The sequence below is a fragment of the Arthrobacter sp. HY1533 genome, assembly GCF_027568515.1.
GTDB lineage: Bacteria > Actinomycetota > Actinomycetes > Actinomycetales > Micrococcaceae > Specibacter.
In genome coordinates, this window is record NZ_JANKZF010000022.1 from 1 (window position 1) to 16,708 (window position 16,708).

Consider the following 16,708-nt stretch of genomic DNA (forward strand, 5'->3'; position numbering starts at 1 on the left):
GACAAATCACACACCATCACCACCTCAGAACCCAGGCCCGGACGATGCACCTGCTTCCACAACGAGGCCCGCAAACCAAAACCAACAATCCCCACCCGCATATCCCGCACAGGAACACCCGAACCGGTTGCGAATTCCAGCAATTCAGTCACTTCATCACGTCCTTTGTTTCAATGCCCTGAAAATTATTGAAAAGCAGCCCTACTTCAGTCCCGAGCGTCCAATCCCGGCCATGACCTTCTTCTGCAGCGCGATGAAGAGGACCAGGATCGGGGCCATGGCCATGATTGAGGCGGCCATGAGGATCGGGTAGTTGTTGGAGTGTTCGCCCTGGAGGTTCGCCAACCCGACACTCAAGGGCGCGGCGTCCTGGGTTGATGCAATGACCAGTGGCCACAGGAGGTCGTTCCAGGACCACAAGACGGTGATGATGGCCAATGCCCACACCCCGTTGGCGGCAAGTGGCAGCATGATTTTGGTGAAGATCTGGAAGGGGTTTGCCCCGTCCATGCGTGCTGCGTCCTCGAGCTCGTCCGGCAGCCCCATGAAGAACTGGCGCATGAGGAAGACGCCGAAAGCACTGAAGATGCCAGGCGCCACAATGCCGGGGATGGTGTTCAACCAGCCCAGGCTCTGGATGATCTGGAACTGCGGAATAAGGAACAGCTGTCCCGGCACCATGAGCAGCGAAAGAATCAAGGCCAGGATCAGTCCGCGCCCGCGGAAATGCATTCTGGCAAAGGCGTACCCTGCCAGGGAGCAGAGGACAACCTGTCCCACCACCCGGATGACAGTGATCAGGATGGAGACCTTCAACGATGAGCCGAAGTTCATCATGGTGAACACATCCGCGAAGTTGTGCCACTGGATGACAGAGGGCCAGATGATTGGCGGGGTGCTCTGAACCTCCTCATTGGTGGAGATGGACATGACCACCTGGTAGAGCAGGGGCATGATCATCAGCAGGGCTCCGCCGCCCAGGACAATGTGGGCCAGGACGTGGCGCCCGCGCTTGACGGGCCGGCCCACCGGAATGGCAAGGCTAGACATAGTTGACCCACCTTTTCTGGACTCGGAACTGGATGAAGGTAAGGATGGCAATGACGGCCAGGATCAGGATGCCGATTGCGGCAGCGTAGCCCTTGTCGTTTTGCAGGAATGCCTGGTTGTAGAAGATGTACACAAGGCTCTGTGTCTGCGGCATGGCCAGGTTGGACTTGCCCATCATGATGTACAGCAGGTCAAAGAGCTGGAATCCGCCAATGACTGTCAGCACCGAAACGAAGAAGATGCTCGGGGTCAGCAACGGCACGGTGATGGAAAAGAACTGGCGCAGGCGCGAGGCCCCATCCATTTCCGCAGCCTCATACATTTCCCGCGGGATCTCGCGCATGCCGGCACCCATGATGATCAGGTTGAAGCCCATGGACATCCACAGGCCCACGAGTGCGACGGCGACGAGTGCAAATCCCGGCGTTGAGGTCCAGTACGGCCCCTGAATTCCAAAGAGGCTCAGGAACCAGTTGATGGGGCCAAAGTCCCCGTTGAAGATCAGCCGCCACACAATGCCCACCGCTGCGGGCATGGTGATGTACGGGATGAAATACAGGGTCCGGTAGAAGCCCGCCAGTTTCATGCCGGGAGTTTCCATCAATGCCGAAAGAACCATGGCAATCGGGATGCCCAGCAGGACAATCGCTGTGTACAGGGCCGTGTTCAGCAGCGATTGCGGAATTTCGGAGTCGCTGAGCAGGCGCACATAGTTTTCGATGCCAATGAATTTTGATCCGCCGAAGACACCCCACTTGGTGAAGCTGTAGTAGAAGGTCTGCAGGACCGGCCACACATAAAACAGGCCCATGCCAAAGACGGTGGGGCCAATGAAGACCCAGGGCCAAATTCCGTCCCGCTTGATGCTGCGGCGCCGCACAGCCTTTTCCGAGGGATCCCGTGGCGGTACCGCAGCCTTGGGCGGGGCGGTCAGGACGCGGCTCATGCTTCCTGGGCCAATGCCTCGTTCATCTTTGTTGCCAATTCCTTGGCCGAGTCAGCCACGGGCTTGGTTCCAGCAAAGGCCGGGGGAAGCAGGTCCTGCTCGTACTTGCCCCAGGCACCTGAATTCTTCGATGCCGGGTACGGCGAGGCCGACTCGGCAGCGTCAAGGAATGCCTGCGCGCCCATGCCCGGCAGGGCATCAACCCATGCCTGCTGGGTGCCCTTGAATGCGGAGATGACCTGGCCGCTGGCGGACTGCAGCTCTGCGGCCTTTTTGCCGGCCAGGAAGGCAACAAATGCCCTGGCGGCATCCGGGTTCTTCGAGTTTGCGGGAATGACGTTGGCAAGTCCGTGGATGACGCTCTGGTTGCTGACCGGTCCCTTGGGAAGCGGCACGACCTTGACGTCGTCGCCCATGGCCTCGAAGGTGGCGCCGGCCTCGTAGGAGGCCTCCATCGTGATGGCGGCCTTGCCCGAGCGGAAGAGGTCGGCCGAGTACGTTTCGGTGATCTGCTGCATGCTCGGCGATGCACCTGCTTCGATCAAGTCGCGCCAGAACTGGACGCCTTCGATGGCTTCGGGCGAGTCGTAGCCACTCTTCTTCCCGTCCTTGGTGATGACCACGCCGCCGGCGCCGAGGATGGTGTTGTAGTAGCTGGTCTGGCCGCCGGTCAGATCGGCCGTGACTCCGTGGATGCCCTTGCCCTCATAGAACTTGGACAGCTCCACCGAGTGCTTCTTGAGGTCTTCCCAGGTCCAGTCTGCGGTGGGTTCGGGCACCCCTGCGGCCGCTACCAGGGACTTGCTGTAGAAGATGGCACTTGAGTCGTAGTCCTTCGGAATGCCGTACACCTTGCCATCAACTGTGTACAGGTCCACGAGCCCCTGGGGGTAGTTGGCCAGGTCCACGGCCTTGGCGGCGACGATGCCATCCAACGGCAGCAGCTGGTCGTTCTGGGCGTAGAGCTTGATCTTGGGTCCGTTCATCCAGAAGACGTCCGGGAGGGTGTTGCTCGAGGCCAAGGTCTGGATCTTGGTCCAGTAGGCCCCGCCCTTGGAAGGAGTCACATCAATGCTGATCTTGATGTTGGGATACTCCTTATTGAACTCATCAATCGATTCCTGCAGGAACGGCTTCTGGGCGGCGCCCCAGATGGCGTAGGTCAGCTCTGCTGAAATGTCCTTGGGCGGCGCCGCATAGTCCCCGGCTGCCGCTCCGGAGCCCGGGGTTCCATTGTTGCCGCACGCGGCCAAGGTTGCCGTTGCCGTTGCCAGGGCGGCCACGGACAGGAACGTTCGACGATTCAGATTGGTCATGGGCTTGTCCTCCGTTGGATTTCACTTGCCTGCTGCGGGCTGCGTGGAAGCCCGCCGGCTGCACCTTTGCGGCCGAGGGTGATACGCATCACAGCTGAACACATTAAACGGTTAAGTACAACGAAGTTTCTGAAGCTTTCTGATTGTTACCTGAAATCTATCCGCATGATTGTTCGGTTCCTTGCCCGCCGCCAGGCAGCAAAAAGCGCCCGGTACCGGGTTCCGCACCGTGATGGTGCGCAACCCTGTACCGGGCGCTTGGCCCCGGTCAGTCCGGGACGGCTGCGGGAATGTTAACCTTCGACGCCCAGCGTCTTGAGGATCAATTCACGCACGCGGGCCGCATCTGCCTGTCCGCGGGTCACCTTCATGACGCCGCCAACAATGGCACCAACGGCCTGGATCTTGCCGCCGCGGATCTTCTCGGCCACGTCGGGCTGTGCCGCCAGGGCCTCGTCGATTGCTGCCTGCAGGGCGCTGTCGTCGGAAACCACGGCGAGGCCGCGCTTGGCCACAACCTCGGTGGGTGTTCCTTCACCCTCGAGGACGCCGTCGAGCACCTTGCGGGCCAACTTGTCGTTGATGGCACCGGAAGCGATGAGCTTTTCGATTTCAACCACCACGGCCGGGCTGACGCCCAGCGCTGCGGGGTCCACATCGGCAACCTTGGCGCGACGGGCGATCTCGCCCATCCACCACTTGCGGGCCGCGGCGGCCGAGGCGCCGGCGGCAACCGTCTCCTCGATCTCGTCCATGAGGCCGGCGTTGACCACGTCGCGGAACTCCAGGTCGGAGTAGCCCCAGTCGGCCTGCAGGCGCTTGCGGCGCTCGGCCGGCGGCTCAGGCAAGGTGGCGCGCAGTTCCTCAACCCATTCGGCCGTGGTGACGATGGGCACCAGGTCCGGTTCCGGGAAGTAGCGGTAGTCGTCGGCGTCTGACTTGGGCCGGCCGGAGGTGGTGGACTTGGTGTCCTCGTGCCAGTGGCGGGTTTCCTGCGTGATGGCCACGCCGGAGTCCAAAACCGCAGCGTGGCGCTGGATCTCGAACTTCACGGCGTTTTCGACGGCGCGCAGCGAGTTCACATTCTTGGTTTCGGTGCGGGTGCCGAACTTCTCGCGGCCATGCGGGCGCAGGGAAACGTTGGCGTCGCAGCGGACGTTGCCGTGCTCCATCTTGGCGTCCGAGACACCCAGGTTCTTCACGATTTCCCGGATGGCGGCCACGTAGGCCTTGGCCAGCTCGGGGGCACGGGATCCGGCACCCTCGATGGTCTTGGTGACAATCTCCACCAGCGGCACGCCGGAGCGGTTGTAGTCCACCAGGGAGAAGTCGGCGCCCTGGATGCGGCCCGTGGAGCCACCCATGTGGGTCAGCTTTCCGGCGTCCTCCTCCATGTGTGCGCGCTCGATTTCCACGCGGAAGACGGTGCCGTCCTCGAGCTCAATGTCGATCCAGCCGTCGTAGCAGATGGGGTCATCGTACTGGGAGGTCTGGAAGTTCTTCGGTGTGTCCGGGTAGAAGTACTGCTTGCGCGCAAAGGTGCTGTGCGGTGCAATCTTGCAGTTCAGCGCCAGGCCGATCAGGATCGAGGACTCGACGGCCTTCTTGTTCACCACGGGCAGCACGCCGGGCAGGCCCAGGCACACCTCGTTGACGTTCGTGTTCGGGGCGTCGCCGAAGGCGTTGGGTGCCGAGGAGAACATCTTGGTCTTGGTGTTCAGTTCAACGTGAACCTCGAAGCCCAGGACGGGGTCGTACTTTTCCATGGCTTCTTCGAAGCTGAGAATGGTGTCAACGCTCATTAGTTGGCCTCCTTGGCAGCAGTGGTCTGGACGAGCTCGACCAGCGACGGTGCCTGGTCCAGGATGGGGCCGCCCCACTTGGCTTCCAGCAGGGATTCCAGCACGGCACCCACACGGTACAGGCGGGCGTCCTCACGGGCGGGAGCCAGGAACTGGATGCCGACGGGCAGGCCGTCTTCATCGGCCAGGCCGCCGGGCAGGGTCAGGCCGGGGACGCCGGCCATGTTGGCCGGGATGGTGGCAATGTCGTTGAGGTACATGGCCAGCGGATCATCGAGCTTCTCGCCCAGCTTGAAGGCCGTGACGGGGGACGTCGGGGAGATCAGCACGTCGACCTGCGCGAACGCGGCCTCGAAGTCGCGCTGGATCAAGGTGCGCACCTTCTGGGCCGAGCCGTAGTAGGCGTCGTAGTAGCCTGCGGACAGGGCGTAGGTGCCCAGGATGATGCGGCGCTTGACCTCGTCGCCGAAGCCGGCGGCGCGGGTGGCGCCCATGACGCGCTCAATGGTGAGCGGGCCCTCGGTGGGCAGGGTGCGGGCGCCGAAGCGGACGCCGTCGAACTTGGCCAGGTTGGAGGAGGCCTCGCTGGGCATGATCAGGTAGTAGGCGCCCAGAGCGTAGCCGAAGTTGGGGCAGGAAACCTCGACGATTTCGGCCCCTGCTTCGCGCAGGAGGTCCAGGGATTCGTTGAAGCGGTTCTCCACGCCGGGCTGGAAGCCTTCGCCGTGGAGTTCCTTGATGACACCGATCTTCATGCCGGCAACGTTGCCCAGGCGGGCGGCGTCGGCCAGGCCCGTGGACGGGTCCGTCAGCGAGGTGGAGTCGAAGGGGTCGTGGCCGCCAATGACTTCCTGCAACAGGGCCGAGTCCAGGACCGTGCGGCTCACGGGGCCGATCTGGTCCAGGGAGGAGGCCATGGCGATGGCGCCGTAGCGCGAGACCGCACCGTAGGTGGGCTTGACGCCCACGGTTCCGGTGACGGCGCCGGGCTGGCGGATGGAGCCGCCGGTGTCGGTGCCCAGGGCCAGGGGCGCCTCGAAGGCTGCCACGGCTGCCGCGGAACCACCGCCGGAGCCGCCGGGGATCCGGTCCAGGTCCCAGGGGTTGCGGGTGGGGCCGTAGGCGGAGTGCTCGGTGGAGGAACCCATGGCGAATTCGTCCAGGTTGGTCTTGCCCAGCATGGGCATGCGCGCGGCCCGGATCTTCTTGATCACGGTGGCGTCGTAGGGGCTCATCCAGCCCTCGAGGATCTTGGAGCCGGCCGTGGTGGGCTGGCCCTTGGTCACGATGAGGTCCTTGATGGCGATGGGCACACCGGCCAGCTCGTGGAGTTCCTCGCCGGCTGCGCGGCGGGCGTCGACGTCGGCCGCGACGGCCAGGGCCTCTTCGGCGTTGACGTGCAGGAACGCGTTGACGCCGCGCTCACCGCCGTCGACCTCGGCAATGCGGTCCAGGTGGGCCTGGACCAGCTCGACGGAGGTGATCTCGCCTGCGGCGAGCTTGGCGGCCATGGCGGCTGCGCTGGAACGGATCAGTTCATTGGCACTCATGGTTTAGCTTTCCTCCAGAATTGCGGGCACCTTGAAGCGGCCGTCGGCCGAATCGGGGGCACCGGAGAGTGCCTCTTCCACCGTGAGCACGTGGCCCACAACGTCTTCACGCATGACGTTGGTCAGCGGAATCGGGTGCGAGGTGGTGGGCACGTCGTCCCCGGCAGCCTCGCTGACGCTCTTGACGGAATCCACAATCACGGCCAGTTCAACGGCCATGCGGTCCAGTTCTTCGTCACTCATCTCGATGTGAGCCAGTTGCGCCAAATGCGCCACGTCGTCACGGTTGATCGCAGCCATGGATCTCCCCTGTTAAAAAGAAAAAGTTGTCTTGTTCCTAGCTTATCGGTCGCAGCACAGGATCAAATCACCGGGACACTGAGATGCCGGTCTCCGAGCGGGGCCGCCTTGCCCACTCCCGGGTGCTGCGGGCCGAGAGCGCCAGCAGCACCAGGATGTCCAGCGGCAGGCCGAACAAGTTGTTGGCGAGCGTGATGGACTCCCCCTCAACGAAGGAGACCGCCGAGACGGCAACCAAAAGTGCGCTGTAGGCCATCGTGGCAATCCTTGCCCAGTTGCTGCCGCGGAACACCAGGTAGGCCAGCCACAGGTACAGGGCAACGCCCAGGGCAGCCAGCACGGTGACCACCACCAGGAAAATATCCAGCGCCCGGGTCTCGTCGGCGCTCACGCTGGCGGCCGAGACCCCCAGAATTTCCTGGCGGTCGGCCAGCAGGGTGGCCACGGTGGCGGCGCCGACCACCACACGAATCGCCATCAGCAAAACGCCCAGGCTGGTGGAGGTGGGCCTGCGCCGGGCCTGCGTGTCCCGTCTGGCGTCCAGGTCCGGCCCCAGGGGGTTGCCGTCCGCGGGCACGTCGACGCCGGACAGGTCCACCACGGGCAGGTCCCCGTCGGTGACAATGCTGTCCCCGCCGCCGTTGCGGGAGTGGTAGCCCGTGGCGAAATCCTCAATGATGCGCACCTGGATGCCGGGGCCGCCTGCCTGCAGCGTTGCAACGATGTGGTCGCGCTCGACGTCGGTGTCGGCGTCGATCTTGTGGGTGACCTGGAGGGTGAACAGGGAGAAGCCCACGGCCCGGTCAAAAGTGCCCGCCGCCATCCAGTCCGCCCTGTGCCCTCCGGGCAGCAGCCAGCCGTCCGGGCAGCGCCAGAACCGCACGTGGTGGCGCTTGGCCGGATTGCCGGCCACTTCCTGCTGGTAGGCCAGGTCCTGCTGGTGGCCGAACAGCAGCAGCGGGCTCACGGGTGCCTCGTCGTAGCTGCGCCGAAGGATCGTGGAGGTGACGATGCGCCAGCTAGAGGCGAGGGTGACGGCGTCGGCCCTGATCCAGCCGGCCCGGGTCATGGCCTCATGCAACTGTTCCTCGGTGCCCATGACGGCAAGGTTGACGGGGTCGCCCAGCAGGCCGTCGCTGGTGCGGGCGCGACCAATGAAATAGTCCGGGACGTAAATGGAGGTCAGGATGCGGTGCAGGCGGGGCAGCACCAGGTAGGCCAGGACCAGCCAGAATAGCACAAAGAACAGGACCAGGTACCAGCCCAGGGCGAATCCCTCGGACAGCACCAGCCAGGCCAGCCACACGGCCGCGACCCCGCTGAACACGAATACGAGGTTGTCCACGAAGGCATTGACCGAGCGGCGCCGGGCGCTTTGCACACGCGCAGGCTTGGCGCGCTTAATGTGTGTTCGGGTCCCCATGGGGCAATCCTAGACGGGATGCACAAGCCCCGGCAGGGGGCTGGGGCTTGTGCACCGGGCGGCCGCCCCACATGGCGGCGCGCCCGGTGCCGGGCCAGTCAGCGCTGGGCGACGAGTTCGATCTCGACCTTCATGGCGGGGTCCAGGAACGGCAGCACGTGGACAAGCGCCATGGTGGGGCGGATTTCGCCAAAGACTTCGCCATGGGCCCGGCCGGCCTCTTCCCACGCGGCGATGTCGGTCAGGTAGATCTTGGACTGGACCACGTCGGCGAAGGAGAATCCGGCCTCGGCCAGCACGGCCTCGAGCTTGCCCAGGATGTAGGCGCTCTGGTCATAGAAGCCCTCGCCCACAACCGTGCCGTCCGGACCGGCGGCCGAGGTCGCGGAGATGTACAGGGTGTCGTTGACCTGCACGGCGCGGGAGTAGCCGAGGGTCTTTTCCCAGCTGGAGCCGGAACCGTAGATTTTACGCACGTGGATGTCCTTTGCGTCGTGGGGCGCTGTGCCCGGATGGTGGAGCCACCACCCTATGGGCAAGGGGTCCTGCCCGTGGAATTCATTGCGTTTGTTGCACGGCCGGGTGGCGGTGCCGCGGCGGAGCGGCCCCTAGAGCACCATGCGGTAGACACGCAGCATCTTGCCGTTTTCCGGGATGGGCCAGTCGCGTTCGGGTACGCGGGTGAAGCCCAGCTTGCGGTACAGGGCGTGGGCCGTGTGCCAGTTGTCGCCGGTGGTGAGGCTGACGGCCGCAATGCCCTCTGTGTGGCGGGCACGGTCCAGGATGTACTCCACCATGGCGCGTCCGGCGCCGCTGCGCTGCACGGCCGGGTCCACCACGAGCAGCCGGAATTCCATCTCATCCGCCAGGGCAATGTCCGCCCATTCATCCCCGTGGACGGCCAGGGTGGCCGAGCCAACCACCACGCCATTGCGTTCGGCCACGATCATGGGTGCCACGGCTGCCCGCTCCCTCACGCGCATGATCTTTTGCATGTACGGGTATTCAACGCTGTCAAAATACCCCGCCCCGAGATAGGCGTCGGCCGTGATCCGGGCGACGGCGTCATAGTCGGCTTCGGTGATGGGGCGGACGGCAATGCTCATGCGGAGGCGGCTTCCTTTGCTTCGATCTGGGGCAAAGTGCTCGCGGCATACCTTGCCATCCCAGTCTTCCGCACCCGGGCGGCGCGAAGGAAATCCGCCGTTCCTGCATCGAAACCACAGTTGGTGCGATCCAGGAGCCCGGAACAAATCCAAACGGCAGCACATGCGGCGGAATCGCTGAAATCATGGCTCGTGCTGTGGTTTGGAATCGGCGTCTGGGCTCCGGATCGCATGAACTGCTGTTTGGATTGCCTGGCAGTGCGCAGGCCGGCTCCCAACTGTGGATAAGTCCCGACGCGATGGATGGAATTGGACCAGACTTTATTCATGGTCGCCCGATCCCGCGCCTTCGAATTCCTTGCCCGGCGGTCCTTCACACGCGGAGAGGGCCTCGCGGCCGGTGCCACCAACAGCCGTCTTCGCGCAAGGTCATTGTGCACGCCCAGCCGGGGAATCCGCGTCCCCATCGGGAAACAACAGACGCTTTTGGACCGGGTTCGCCCCTACACGGTCCTGAATCAGCGAAGCTGCATCTCCCATGTCACTGCCGCACAACTGCATGGCCTGCCCCTGCCGTGGTTTGACGAAGACATCAGGTCGATCCACCTCACCAACCCTGCCCGGGAGGCCCAGCCAAGGCGCAGGGGCGTGGTTGGGCATACCACGGACCTCGACCGGTCCGAGATCACGTACATGGAAGGCGTCCCTGTCACCTCGCCGGCCCGCACTTTCCTGGACCTGGCCACAATCCTCACCTTGGACCAGCTGGTGGCCGTTGCGGATTTCCTGATTTGTGAACATGACCGCCCCTTTGAACCGCCCAAGGTGGCGTTTGTCCCGGCGGCCACGCTGCGGAGCTACGTGGAAGGCAAGCACCACCTCCGGGGCCTTGCCAAGGCCCGGGCAGCCGTGGACCTCATGCGGATCGGCGTGGATTCCCCTCCGGAAACCCAGCTGCGGCTCATGCTGCACCGTGCCGGCCTGCCCGTGTTCCTCACGAACTACGCCATTGCCGGAGATCCCGACGTCTGGCCGGACCTCGCCTGCGAAGAGTACAAAACCTGCAGCGAATACGAGGGCGAGATCCACAAGACCACGCAGAAGCAGCTCTTCGACAGGACCCGCGACCAGCGAACAGCGGAACGCGGCTGGATTCAGGTCAAGGTGTACAAGGCCGATATGCGGCGGGGCGACGCCTACGTGGTTGAAATGTTCAAAAAGGCGCTGCGCCGGCAGGGCTGGAACGGTTAGGGCGGGGGCTACTGCCAGCGGGCCGGCGCGCTGCCGAAGCCCCGGGCCGGCAACTCCGTGCGCAGCGGCAAGCCGGCAATGTGCACTGCTGCCGGCAGGCGCAGCCCCGGCCCCCACTCGGTTTCCTCGGGCAGCAACAGGGATTTCCCCAGCACCGGCGCCGGAGCTTGCGGGTCCGAGGGCCCGGTCCGCATGAGCTCCACGGCGGTCCTGGCCAGTGACAGCCGCGGGTTGCGCACGGTTCCAGCCAGCCGGTCCCGCCAGGCGTCGATGGCAGCCGCCGCAGCCAGGTAGCCGGTCGCATGGTCGAGCGCCTGGACGGGCAGCGGATGTGGGCGCTCCGAGGCAAAATGCCCCATTCCCGTGTCCGCGATCCCGCAGCTCATCTGCACGAGCGAATCGAAGCCGCGCCGCTGCGCCCACGGCCCGCTCCAGCCGTAGGCATCCAGCGCCACGTTGACCAGGTGCGGGTGGCGCACGGCCAGCTCCGCCTCCGAAAGGCCCAGCCGGTCCAGGGCATCGGGGCGGTAGCCGTGGATGAAAATGTCCGCCCCGGCCAGCAGCTCGTTGAGCACTGCCATGCCGCCGGCCGATTTCAGGTCCAGCCGGGCGCAGCGCTTGCCCACCGTCAGCTCAACCTCCAGCCCGGCCTCCTCCCAATCCGGCGGATCGATCCGCAGCACCTCGGCCCCCAGCATGGCCAGGAAGCGCGTGGCCACGGGGCCGGCGATGATGCGGGTCAAATCCAGCACACGGACCCCTGCCAGCGGCCGCCCGGAGGTGGCGGGCCGGGCGCCTTGCCGGGTGCCGCCGTCGTCCGCCTGCCGCGCGGCACCCCAGGCAACGAGCGGTTCGGCCGCCACGGCGCCTCCCTGCGGATGCGCCAGCCACCGGGCCTGCGAGCGCATGAGGGCCGCGCACCCGTTGGCCGCAACCACGGCGGCCTCAAGGTCCTCCCCCGCCCAGCGTTCGACGGAGTGGGCAACGGTTGTGCGGTCGGCGCCGTCGCCCAGCCCCAGCACTTTGAGGGACGCGGCCCTGTGGTGCGCGGCGTTGGTGTGGAGCCGGATCCAGCCGTCGGCGCAGCGGTAGTCACCGGCTATGGCGTCCCAGACCGGCGGCAGTTCCCAGCCCACGGGCGTGAAGGAGGCGCCGAACCAGAGCGACGCTAGGTCCCTGTCCACGGTGATGCCTGCCGGGCCGGGGACTGGCGGGCCGGGCAGCCCGGCGGCCAGGTCAGCCGCGGCGCGGGCGGCCTCGCCCATGGCGGCAACGGCCAGGCCACTGACGTCGAAGGCGGAGGGCAGGGTTCCGGGGCCGGCGGCCTTCACCGGCTCCGGGGGCAGGAACAGTCCATGGGCCACATGCATGGCACCACAGTACGCCTGGGTTGCTCGCTACGCCTGCGCCAGGATGTCCAGGGCGTGGGTTTCCACGTGGTCCAGGGCCAGCCGGACGGCCCCGAGGTTCACAATCGCATCCCCCAGCGTGGACACCTCAACCCGGGGCGGGGTGGGCATAAACCCAGCCAGCTCGGCCTGCAGCGGCGGGAGCAGGACCGCCGCCGATTCCGCGACGGCTCCGCCAATGACCACCAGTTCGGGGTCCATCAAGGTGGCCACCAGGGCGATCACGCGGGCCATGCGCCGGGCAATGGCGTCCAGGATCCCCTTTGCAACCTTGTCTCCCTGGGCCGCGGCGGCGAAGACGGCCTCGGCGGTGATCCCACCGGTCTGCCGTGCCAGGGCGGCCAGGCTGGTTGCGGGCGAGCCCTTGGCGCAGGCCGCCACGGCCATGTCGCGGGCCAGGGCGGCAATGCCCTCGGGGCTCCCCACGCCCTCGACCAGGTGCAGGAGCCCCACCTCGCCTGTCCGTCCCGAGGCACCGTGCAGCAGCCGGCCCGATTCCATCAGGCCAAATCCGATCCGCTCCCCCGCCAGCATGACGGCGAGGTCGCCCGTTCCGGCGCCAACCCCCATCCAGGCCTCGGCCAGCGCGGCCAGGTTGGCGTCGTTGCCCAGGATCACGGGCCAGCCGTACTGTGAGCGCAGGCTTTCCTGGATGCCAATGTCGAAGTTTTCCCAGAACGCCTGGCTGTGGGAAATGTTGCCTTCCCTGTCAACGGGGGCGGCGATGCCCACACCCGCCGCGAGCACCGACTGCGGCTGCACCCCGGCTGCGGCCAGGGCGCCTTCCACGGCCTTGCCGATGCTGGCCAGCCGCTCGGCTTCGGGCACCGTGAAGTCGCCGAGCCCCTCGGTTGCCTTGGCCAGGATGGTGCCGCGAAGATCCGCCACGAGCGCCGTTGTCTTGGCAACGCCCACGTCTAGCCCCACCACGACGCCGGCCTTGGCATCAAATTCAAACACGCGTGCCGGGCGCCCCTTTTGCACGGCACCCTTCTGGGCCGGCAGCTCCCGGACCCACCCGGCCCTGATGAGGTCGTCGCACACGGCAATCACGGTCGCCCGCGCCAGTCCCGTGGCCTCCATGAGGTCCGTGCCCGTGACGGCCCCGGTGCGGCGCATGATGGCCAGGATCGCCCCCATGTTGGTGTGCCGCAGCTGCTGGGGCGTGCTTGCCGTGAGTTCCAATAAGTGCCCCTTGACGTCTGGCCGTGTGATGTACATAATACTAACAGCGCATAAATTTAGACTCTAAATATAACTCGCAAATAATTACCCGAGGCGGCCATCACGGCACCGCAGCCACGCCGCCCGAAAGAACAAGGGAGTTTTTTTCATGTTGGATGTTCCACGCACTGCGTCAGGACGCACCCTTTGAGCCCGTCCCACCTGACCCGCCGGCGGCTGCTGTCCCTCGCGGCCGTTGCAGCGGCAGGCCTGGCACTGCCTGCCTGCTCCAGCGCCAACGCCGGCGCCGTCACCACGATCCGCCTGCAGCAGGGCAAGCCGGAGGTTGTGGATTACTTCAACGGCCTCATCAAGGACTTCGAGGCGAAGAACCCGGACATCCGCGTGGTGCAGGACTTCAACGGCGGCAACTGGGTTCCCGGCCTGATCCGCGACGACCCCGCCGACGTTGTGACCAACGCGTATTCGGTCACCACGGCAGACTTCGCCAAGAAGGGCATCTTCGCCGATCTTTCCGGCCTGCCCGCGGCAGAGATGGCCGATCCCAAGGCGCTGGAACTCATCAACTCCTTTGGCCAGTACAAGGGCACCGAGCTCAGTGCACTGCCGTTCTCCCTGGCAGCGGCCGGCGTCATCTACAACAAGGACTTGTTCGCCAAGCACAACGTGGAGGTGCCCAGCACCTGGAGCGGGTTCGTGGCCGCCTGCGAAACTTTCAAGGCCGCCGGTATCACCCCGATCTACGGGACGTTCAAGGATTCCTGGACCCTGGGCCAGCCCTACGGCTACGTCTCGGGCGGCACGGTGGATTTGGCCGACTTCTTCTCCCGCATGCCCATGACCGCAGCGGATCTGTTGGCCAATCCTGAGGTTTCCTTCACCGGTGACTTCAAGGTGGCCACCGAGAAGTTCCTGCAGGTGCTCGGATTCATGCAGAAGGACGCCGGCAGCCGCGCCTACACCGATGGGAACGCGGCCTTCGCCAAGGGCGGTTCGGCCATGTACATGCAAGGCCCGTGGGCGCTGTCGGAACTGACCACCATCAATCCCGCCATCAAGGTGGGCACCTTCCCCCTGCCCATGACCGAGGACCCGGGCGAAACCCAGGCCCAGGTCACCCTGGACATGACGTTCTCGATCGCCCGCTCCACACCGAGGATGGACGCCGCCAAGCGCTTTGTCAGCTACCTCATGGACCCGGCCGTGGTGAACGCCTACAACAACAAGTTCTCCGCCTTCTCCCCGCTCAAGGGCGCGGCGAAAACCACCAATGAACAAGTTGCAGGCCTGCAGCCGTTCATCACCGACGGCCAGTACTACCTCAACGTGACCAACTACTTCCCGCCGGCCATCACGCTGAACAACTACTTCCAAACGCTGGCACTGAACAAGAACGCCGACGCATTCCTGACCACCCTCGACGACTCCTGGCACCGTGTTGCCGCCCGCAACGCCTAGATCTTCAAAGGAGAAAATCATGACTGCCCCCGCCAGCGTCCGCGCAGCCGCCCCGGCTGACAGCGACACCGCCATCACGATCAACCACAAGAAACGCAAGGTTGACCCCACCTACTACTGGATGATCATTCCGGTCCTGGTCCTTTTCGCCATCTTCAGCACCATTCCGGCCCTGATTGGCGGATTCTTCAGCTTCACCAACTACGCCGGCTACGGCGACTGGAAAATGGTGGGCCTGCGCAACTTCCAAAACATCTTCACCGACCCCGAAATCCTGGCGTCCTACGCGTTCACCTTCTTCTTCGCCATCGTGGCAACCGTTGCGGTGAACGTGGTTGCCCTGCTGCTGGCCCTGGGCCTGAACTCGAAGATCAAGTTCAAGACCGGCATTCGCGGCATCTACTTCATCCCCATGGTGCTCTCCGGGCTCATCATCGCCTACGTGTTCAACTACCTGTTCTCCAACACCCTGCCCGGCATTGCCGAAGCACTGGGCATTGCACCCCTGGCCACGAGCATCCTGGCCAACGAGCAGTGGGCGTGGGCGGCCATCGTGTTTGTCACCGTCTGGCAGGCGGCACCCGGCGCCACCATCATTTACCTGGCCGGGCTCCAAAGCATCTCCGAGGACGTCTATGAGGCAGCCTCCCTGGACGGCGCCGGGCCCTGGCGCCAGCTGCGCAGCATCTCGCTGCCGCTGATTGCCGGCTACATGGTCATCAACATCATCCTGGGCTTCAAGGGCTACCTGGGCACCTACGAAATCATCGTGGCCCTGACCGGCGGCGGCCCCGGCACGGCAACCCAGTCGGTGGCCATGCGCATCTTCTCCGGCTTTGCCGGCGGCGACTACTCGTACCAGATGGCCAACGCGATCATCTTCTTCATCATCACGCTCATCATTTCGCTGCTGCAGCTGCAAATCCTGCGCCGCCGGGAGGTTTCACTGTAATGACTTCAACCTTGACGAAATTGCCCCCGAAACCCGCCAATCCCCAGGCGCCGGAGGATCCCCGCCCCGCCAAGGCCCGGCGCATCAACCGCGAGGGCTACAAGATCAACTGGTGGATGACGGCGCTGCTGCTGGTGGCATCGCTGACCATCCTGGTGCCGCTGTACTTCACCATCAGCATGGCCCTGAAATCCCCCGAACAAGCCGCTTCCGGCACCGGCTTTGCCTGGCCCAGCGACCCGCACTGGGAAAACTTCGCCCAGGCGTTTGAACTGACCAACTACCCGGCCGCGTTCATGTCCACGGCATTCATCACAGTCATCTCGGTGCTGGGCGCCCTGGGTGCCAGTTCCATGGTGGCGTATGCCATTGTGCGCAACTGGGACAAGAAGTTCTTCCGGCTCTCCTACATTTACTTCCTCTCCGCCATGTTTGTGCCGTTCCCCGTGGTGATCCTGCCGCTGATCAAGCAAACGGCCATGTTTGGGCTGGACAACCCGCTGGGTGTTGCCTTCATCCACATTGTGGGCGGCATTTCCTTCAACTCTCTGCTGTTCATTGCCTTCCTGCGCTCCATTCCGGTGGAACTGGAGGAGGCTGCAAGGCTCGACGGCGCCAGCACCTGGCAGACGTTCCGCAAGGTCATCTTCCCCCTCCTTGCCCCGATGAGCGCCACCGTGGGCATCTTCGCCTTCCTGGGTTCCTGGAACGACTTCCTGCTCCCCCAGATGCTCATTGCCGACCCCGCGCTGCAGACCCTGCCGGTGGTCCAGCAACTGTTCCAGGGCCAGTTCAACACCAACTACTCCCTCGCCTTTGCCTCCTACCTCATGGCACTGGCACCCACCCTCCTGGTTTACCTGTTCGCCCAGCGCTGGATCATGTCCGGCGTGATGCGCGGCGCCGTCAAATAGCGCCCCACCCACTTCCAAAACCCGCTCTACCCGTAAGGAAAACACC

Annotated in this window: 15 protein-coding genes; 4 read left to right on the top strand and 11 right to left on the bottom strand. The window is 64.7% G+C overall.

Annotated elements, in window-relative coordinates; genetic code table 11:
* Positions 1-201: 201 nt before the first annotated feature.
* The 9 genes from PCK14_RS15510 to PCK14_RS15550 form a co-directional block, all read right to left on the bottom strand.
* Complete coding sequence (locus PCK14_RS15510) at positions 202-1,050, bottom strand: carbohydrate ABC transporter permease (protein ID WP_269939417.1); 849 nt, start codon at positions 1,048-1,050, stop codon at positions 202-204.
* The gene (locus tag PCK14_RS15515; protein ID WP_269939418.1) at positions 1,043-1,996 is read right to left on the bottom strand and encodes a carbohydrate ABC transporter permease; all 954 of its coding nucleotides are present in this window, start codon (positions 1,994-1,996) and stop codon (positions 1,043-1,045) included. The genes PCK14_RS15510 and PCK14_RS15515 overlap by 8 nt, the downstream gene beginning before the upstream one ends.
* A complete protein-coding gene (locus tag PCK14_RS15520) occupies positions 1,993-3,312 on the bottom strand; it encodes an ABC transporter substrate-binding protein (RefSeq protein ID WP_269939419.1) in 1,320 nt (439 codons plus the stop codon). The genes PCK14_RS15515 and PCK14_RS15520 overlap by 4 nt, the downstream gene beginning before the upstream one ends.
* 293 nt (positions 3,313-3,605) lie before the next feature.
* Positions 3,606-5,114, bottom strand: a complete 1,509-nt coding sequence (gatB, locus tag PCK14_RS15525) for an Asp-tRNA(Asn)/Glu-tRNA(Gln) amidotransferase subunit GatB (protein WP_269939420.1) — start codon at positions 5,112-5,114, stop codon at positions 3,606-3,608.
* On the bottom strand, positions 5,114-6,664 hold the full coding sequence (gene gatA, locus PCK14_RS15530) for an Asp-tRNA(Asn)/Glu-tRNA(Gln) amidotransferase subunit GatA (protein WP_269939421.1): 1,551 nt from the start codon (positions 6,662-6,664) through the stop codon (positions 5,114-5,116). The genes gatB and gatA overlap by 1 nt, the downstream gene beginning before the upstream one ends.
* A gap of 3 nt (positions 6,665-6,667) precedes the next feature.
* The gene (gene gatC, locus PCK14_RS15535) at positions 6,668-6,964 is read right to left on the bottom strand and encodes an Asp-tRNA(Asn)/Glu-tRNA(Gln) amidotransferase subunit GatC (protein WP_269939422.1); all 297 of its coding nucleotides are present in this window, start codon (positions 6,962-6,964) and stop codon (positions 6,668-6,670) included.
* Positions 6,965-7,031: 67 nt separating this feature from the next.
* Entirely contained in the window at positions 7,032-8,387 is a 1,356-nt protein-coding gene (locus PCK14_RS15540; RefSeq protein ID WP_269939423.1) for an LssY C-terminal domain-containing protein, read from the bottom strand.
* A 98-nt stretch (positions 8,388-8,485) separates the two neighbouring features.
* The gene (locus PCK14_RS15545; protein WP_269939424.1) at positions 8,486-8,863 is read right to left on the bottom strand and encodes a RidA family protein; all 378 of its coding nucleotides are present in this window, start codon (positions 8,861-8,863) and stop codon (positions 8,486-8,488) included.
* 132 nt (positions 8,864-8,995) lie between these two features.
* Positions 8,996-9,493 carry a GNAT family N-acetyltransferase gene (locus PCK14_RS15550; RefSeq protein ID WP_269939425.1) on the bottom strand — a complete coding sequence of 166 codons (498 nt, stop codon included), beginning with the start codon at positions 9,491-9,493 and terminating at the stop codon, positions 8,996-8,998.
* Positions 9,494-9,820: 327 nt separating this feature from the next.
* Here PCK14_RS15550 and PCK14_RS15555 point away from each other — a divergent pair, with 327 nt between their 5' ends.
* On the top strand, positions 9,821-10,744 hold the full coding sequence (locus PCK14_RS15555; protein WP_269939426.1) for a hypothetical protein: 924 nt from the start codon (positions 9,821-9,823) through the stop codon (positions 10,742-10,744).
* An 8-nt stretch (positions 10,745-10,752) separates the two neighbouring features.
* Here PCK14_RS15555 and PCK14_RS15560 read toward each other — a convergent pair whose 3' ends face one another.
* Positions 10,753-12,114: a CoA transferase gene (locus tag PCK14_RS15560; protein WP_269939427.1), complete on the bottom strand. Its 1,362-nt coding sequence runs from the start codon at positions 12,112-12,114 to the stop codon at positions 10,753-10,755.
* 27 nt (positions 12,115-12,141) lie between these two features.
* On the bottom strand, positions 12,142-13,338 hold the full coding sequence (locus PCK14_RS15565) for an ROK family transcriptional regulator (protein ID WP_269939428.1): 1,197 nt from the start codon (positions 13,336-13,338) through the stop codon (positions 12,142-12,144).
* A gap of 186 nt (positions 13,339-13,524) precedes the next feature.
* Between PCK14_RS15565 and PCK14_RS15570 the strand changes: the two genes are divergently transcribed.
* The 3 genes from PCK14_RS15570 to PCK14_RS15580 are packed head-to-tail and all read left to right on the top strand — an operon-like array spanning position 13,525 to position 16,662.
* Entirely contained in the window at positions 13,525-14,796 is a 1,272-nt protein-coding gene (locus PCK14_RS15570; protein WP_269939429.1) for an ABC transporter substrate-binding protein, read from the top strand.
* Positions 14,797-14,815: 19 nt separating this feature from the next.
* Positions 14,816-15,748: a carbohydrate ABC transporter permease gene (locus PCK14_RS15575; protein ID WP_269939430.1), complete on the top strand. Its 933-nt coding sequence runs from the start codon at positions 14,816-14,818 to the stop codon at positions 15,746-15,748.
* Positions 15,748-16,662 (top strand): carbohydrate ABC transporter permease, encoded by a 915-nt coding sequence (locus PCK14_RS15580; protein WP_269939431.1) that lies wholly within the window; start codon positions 15,748-15,750, stop codon positions 16,660-16,662. The genes PCK14_RS15575 and PCK14_RS15580 overlap by 1 nt, the downstream gene beginning before the upstream one ends.
* The last annotated feature ends 46 nt before the right edge of the window (positions 16,663-16,708 follow it).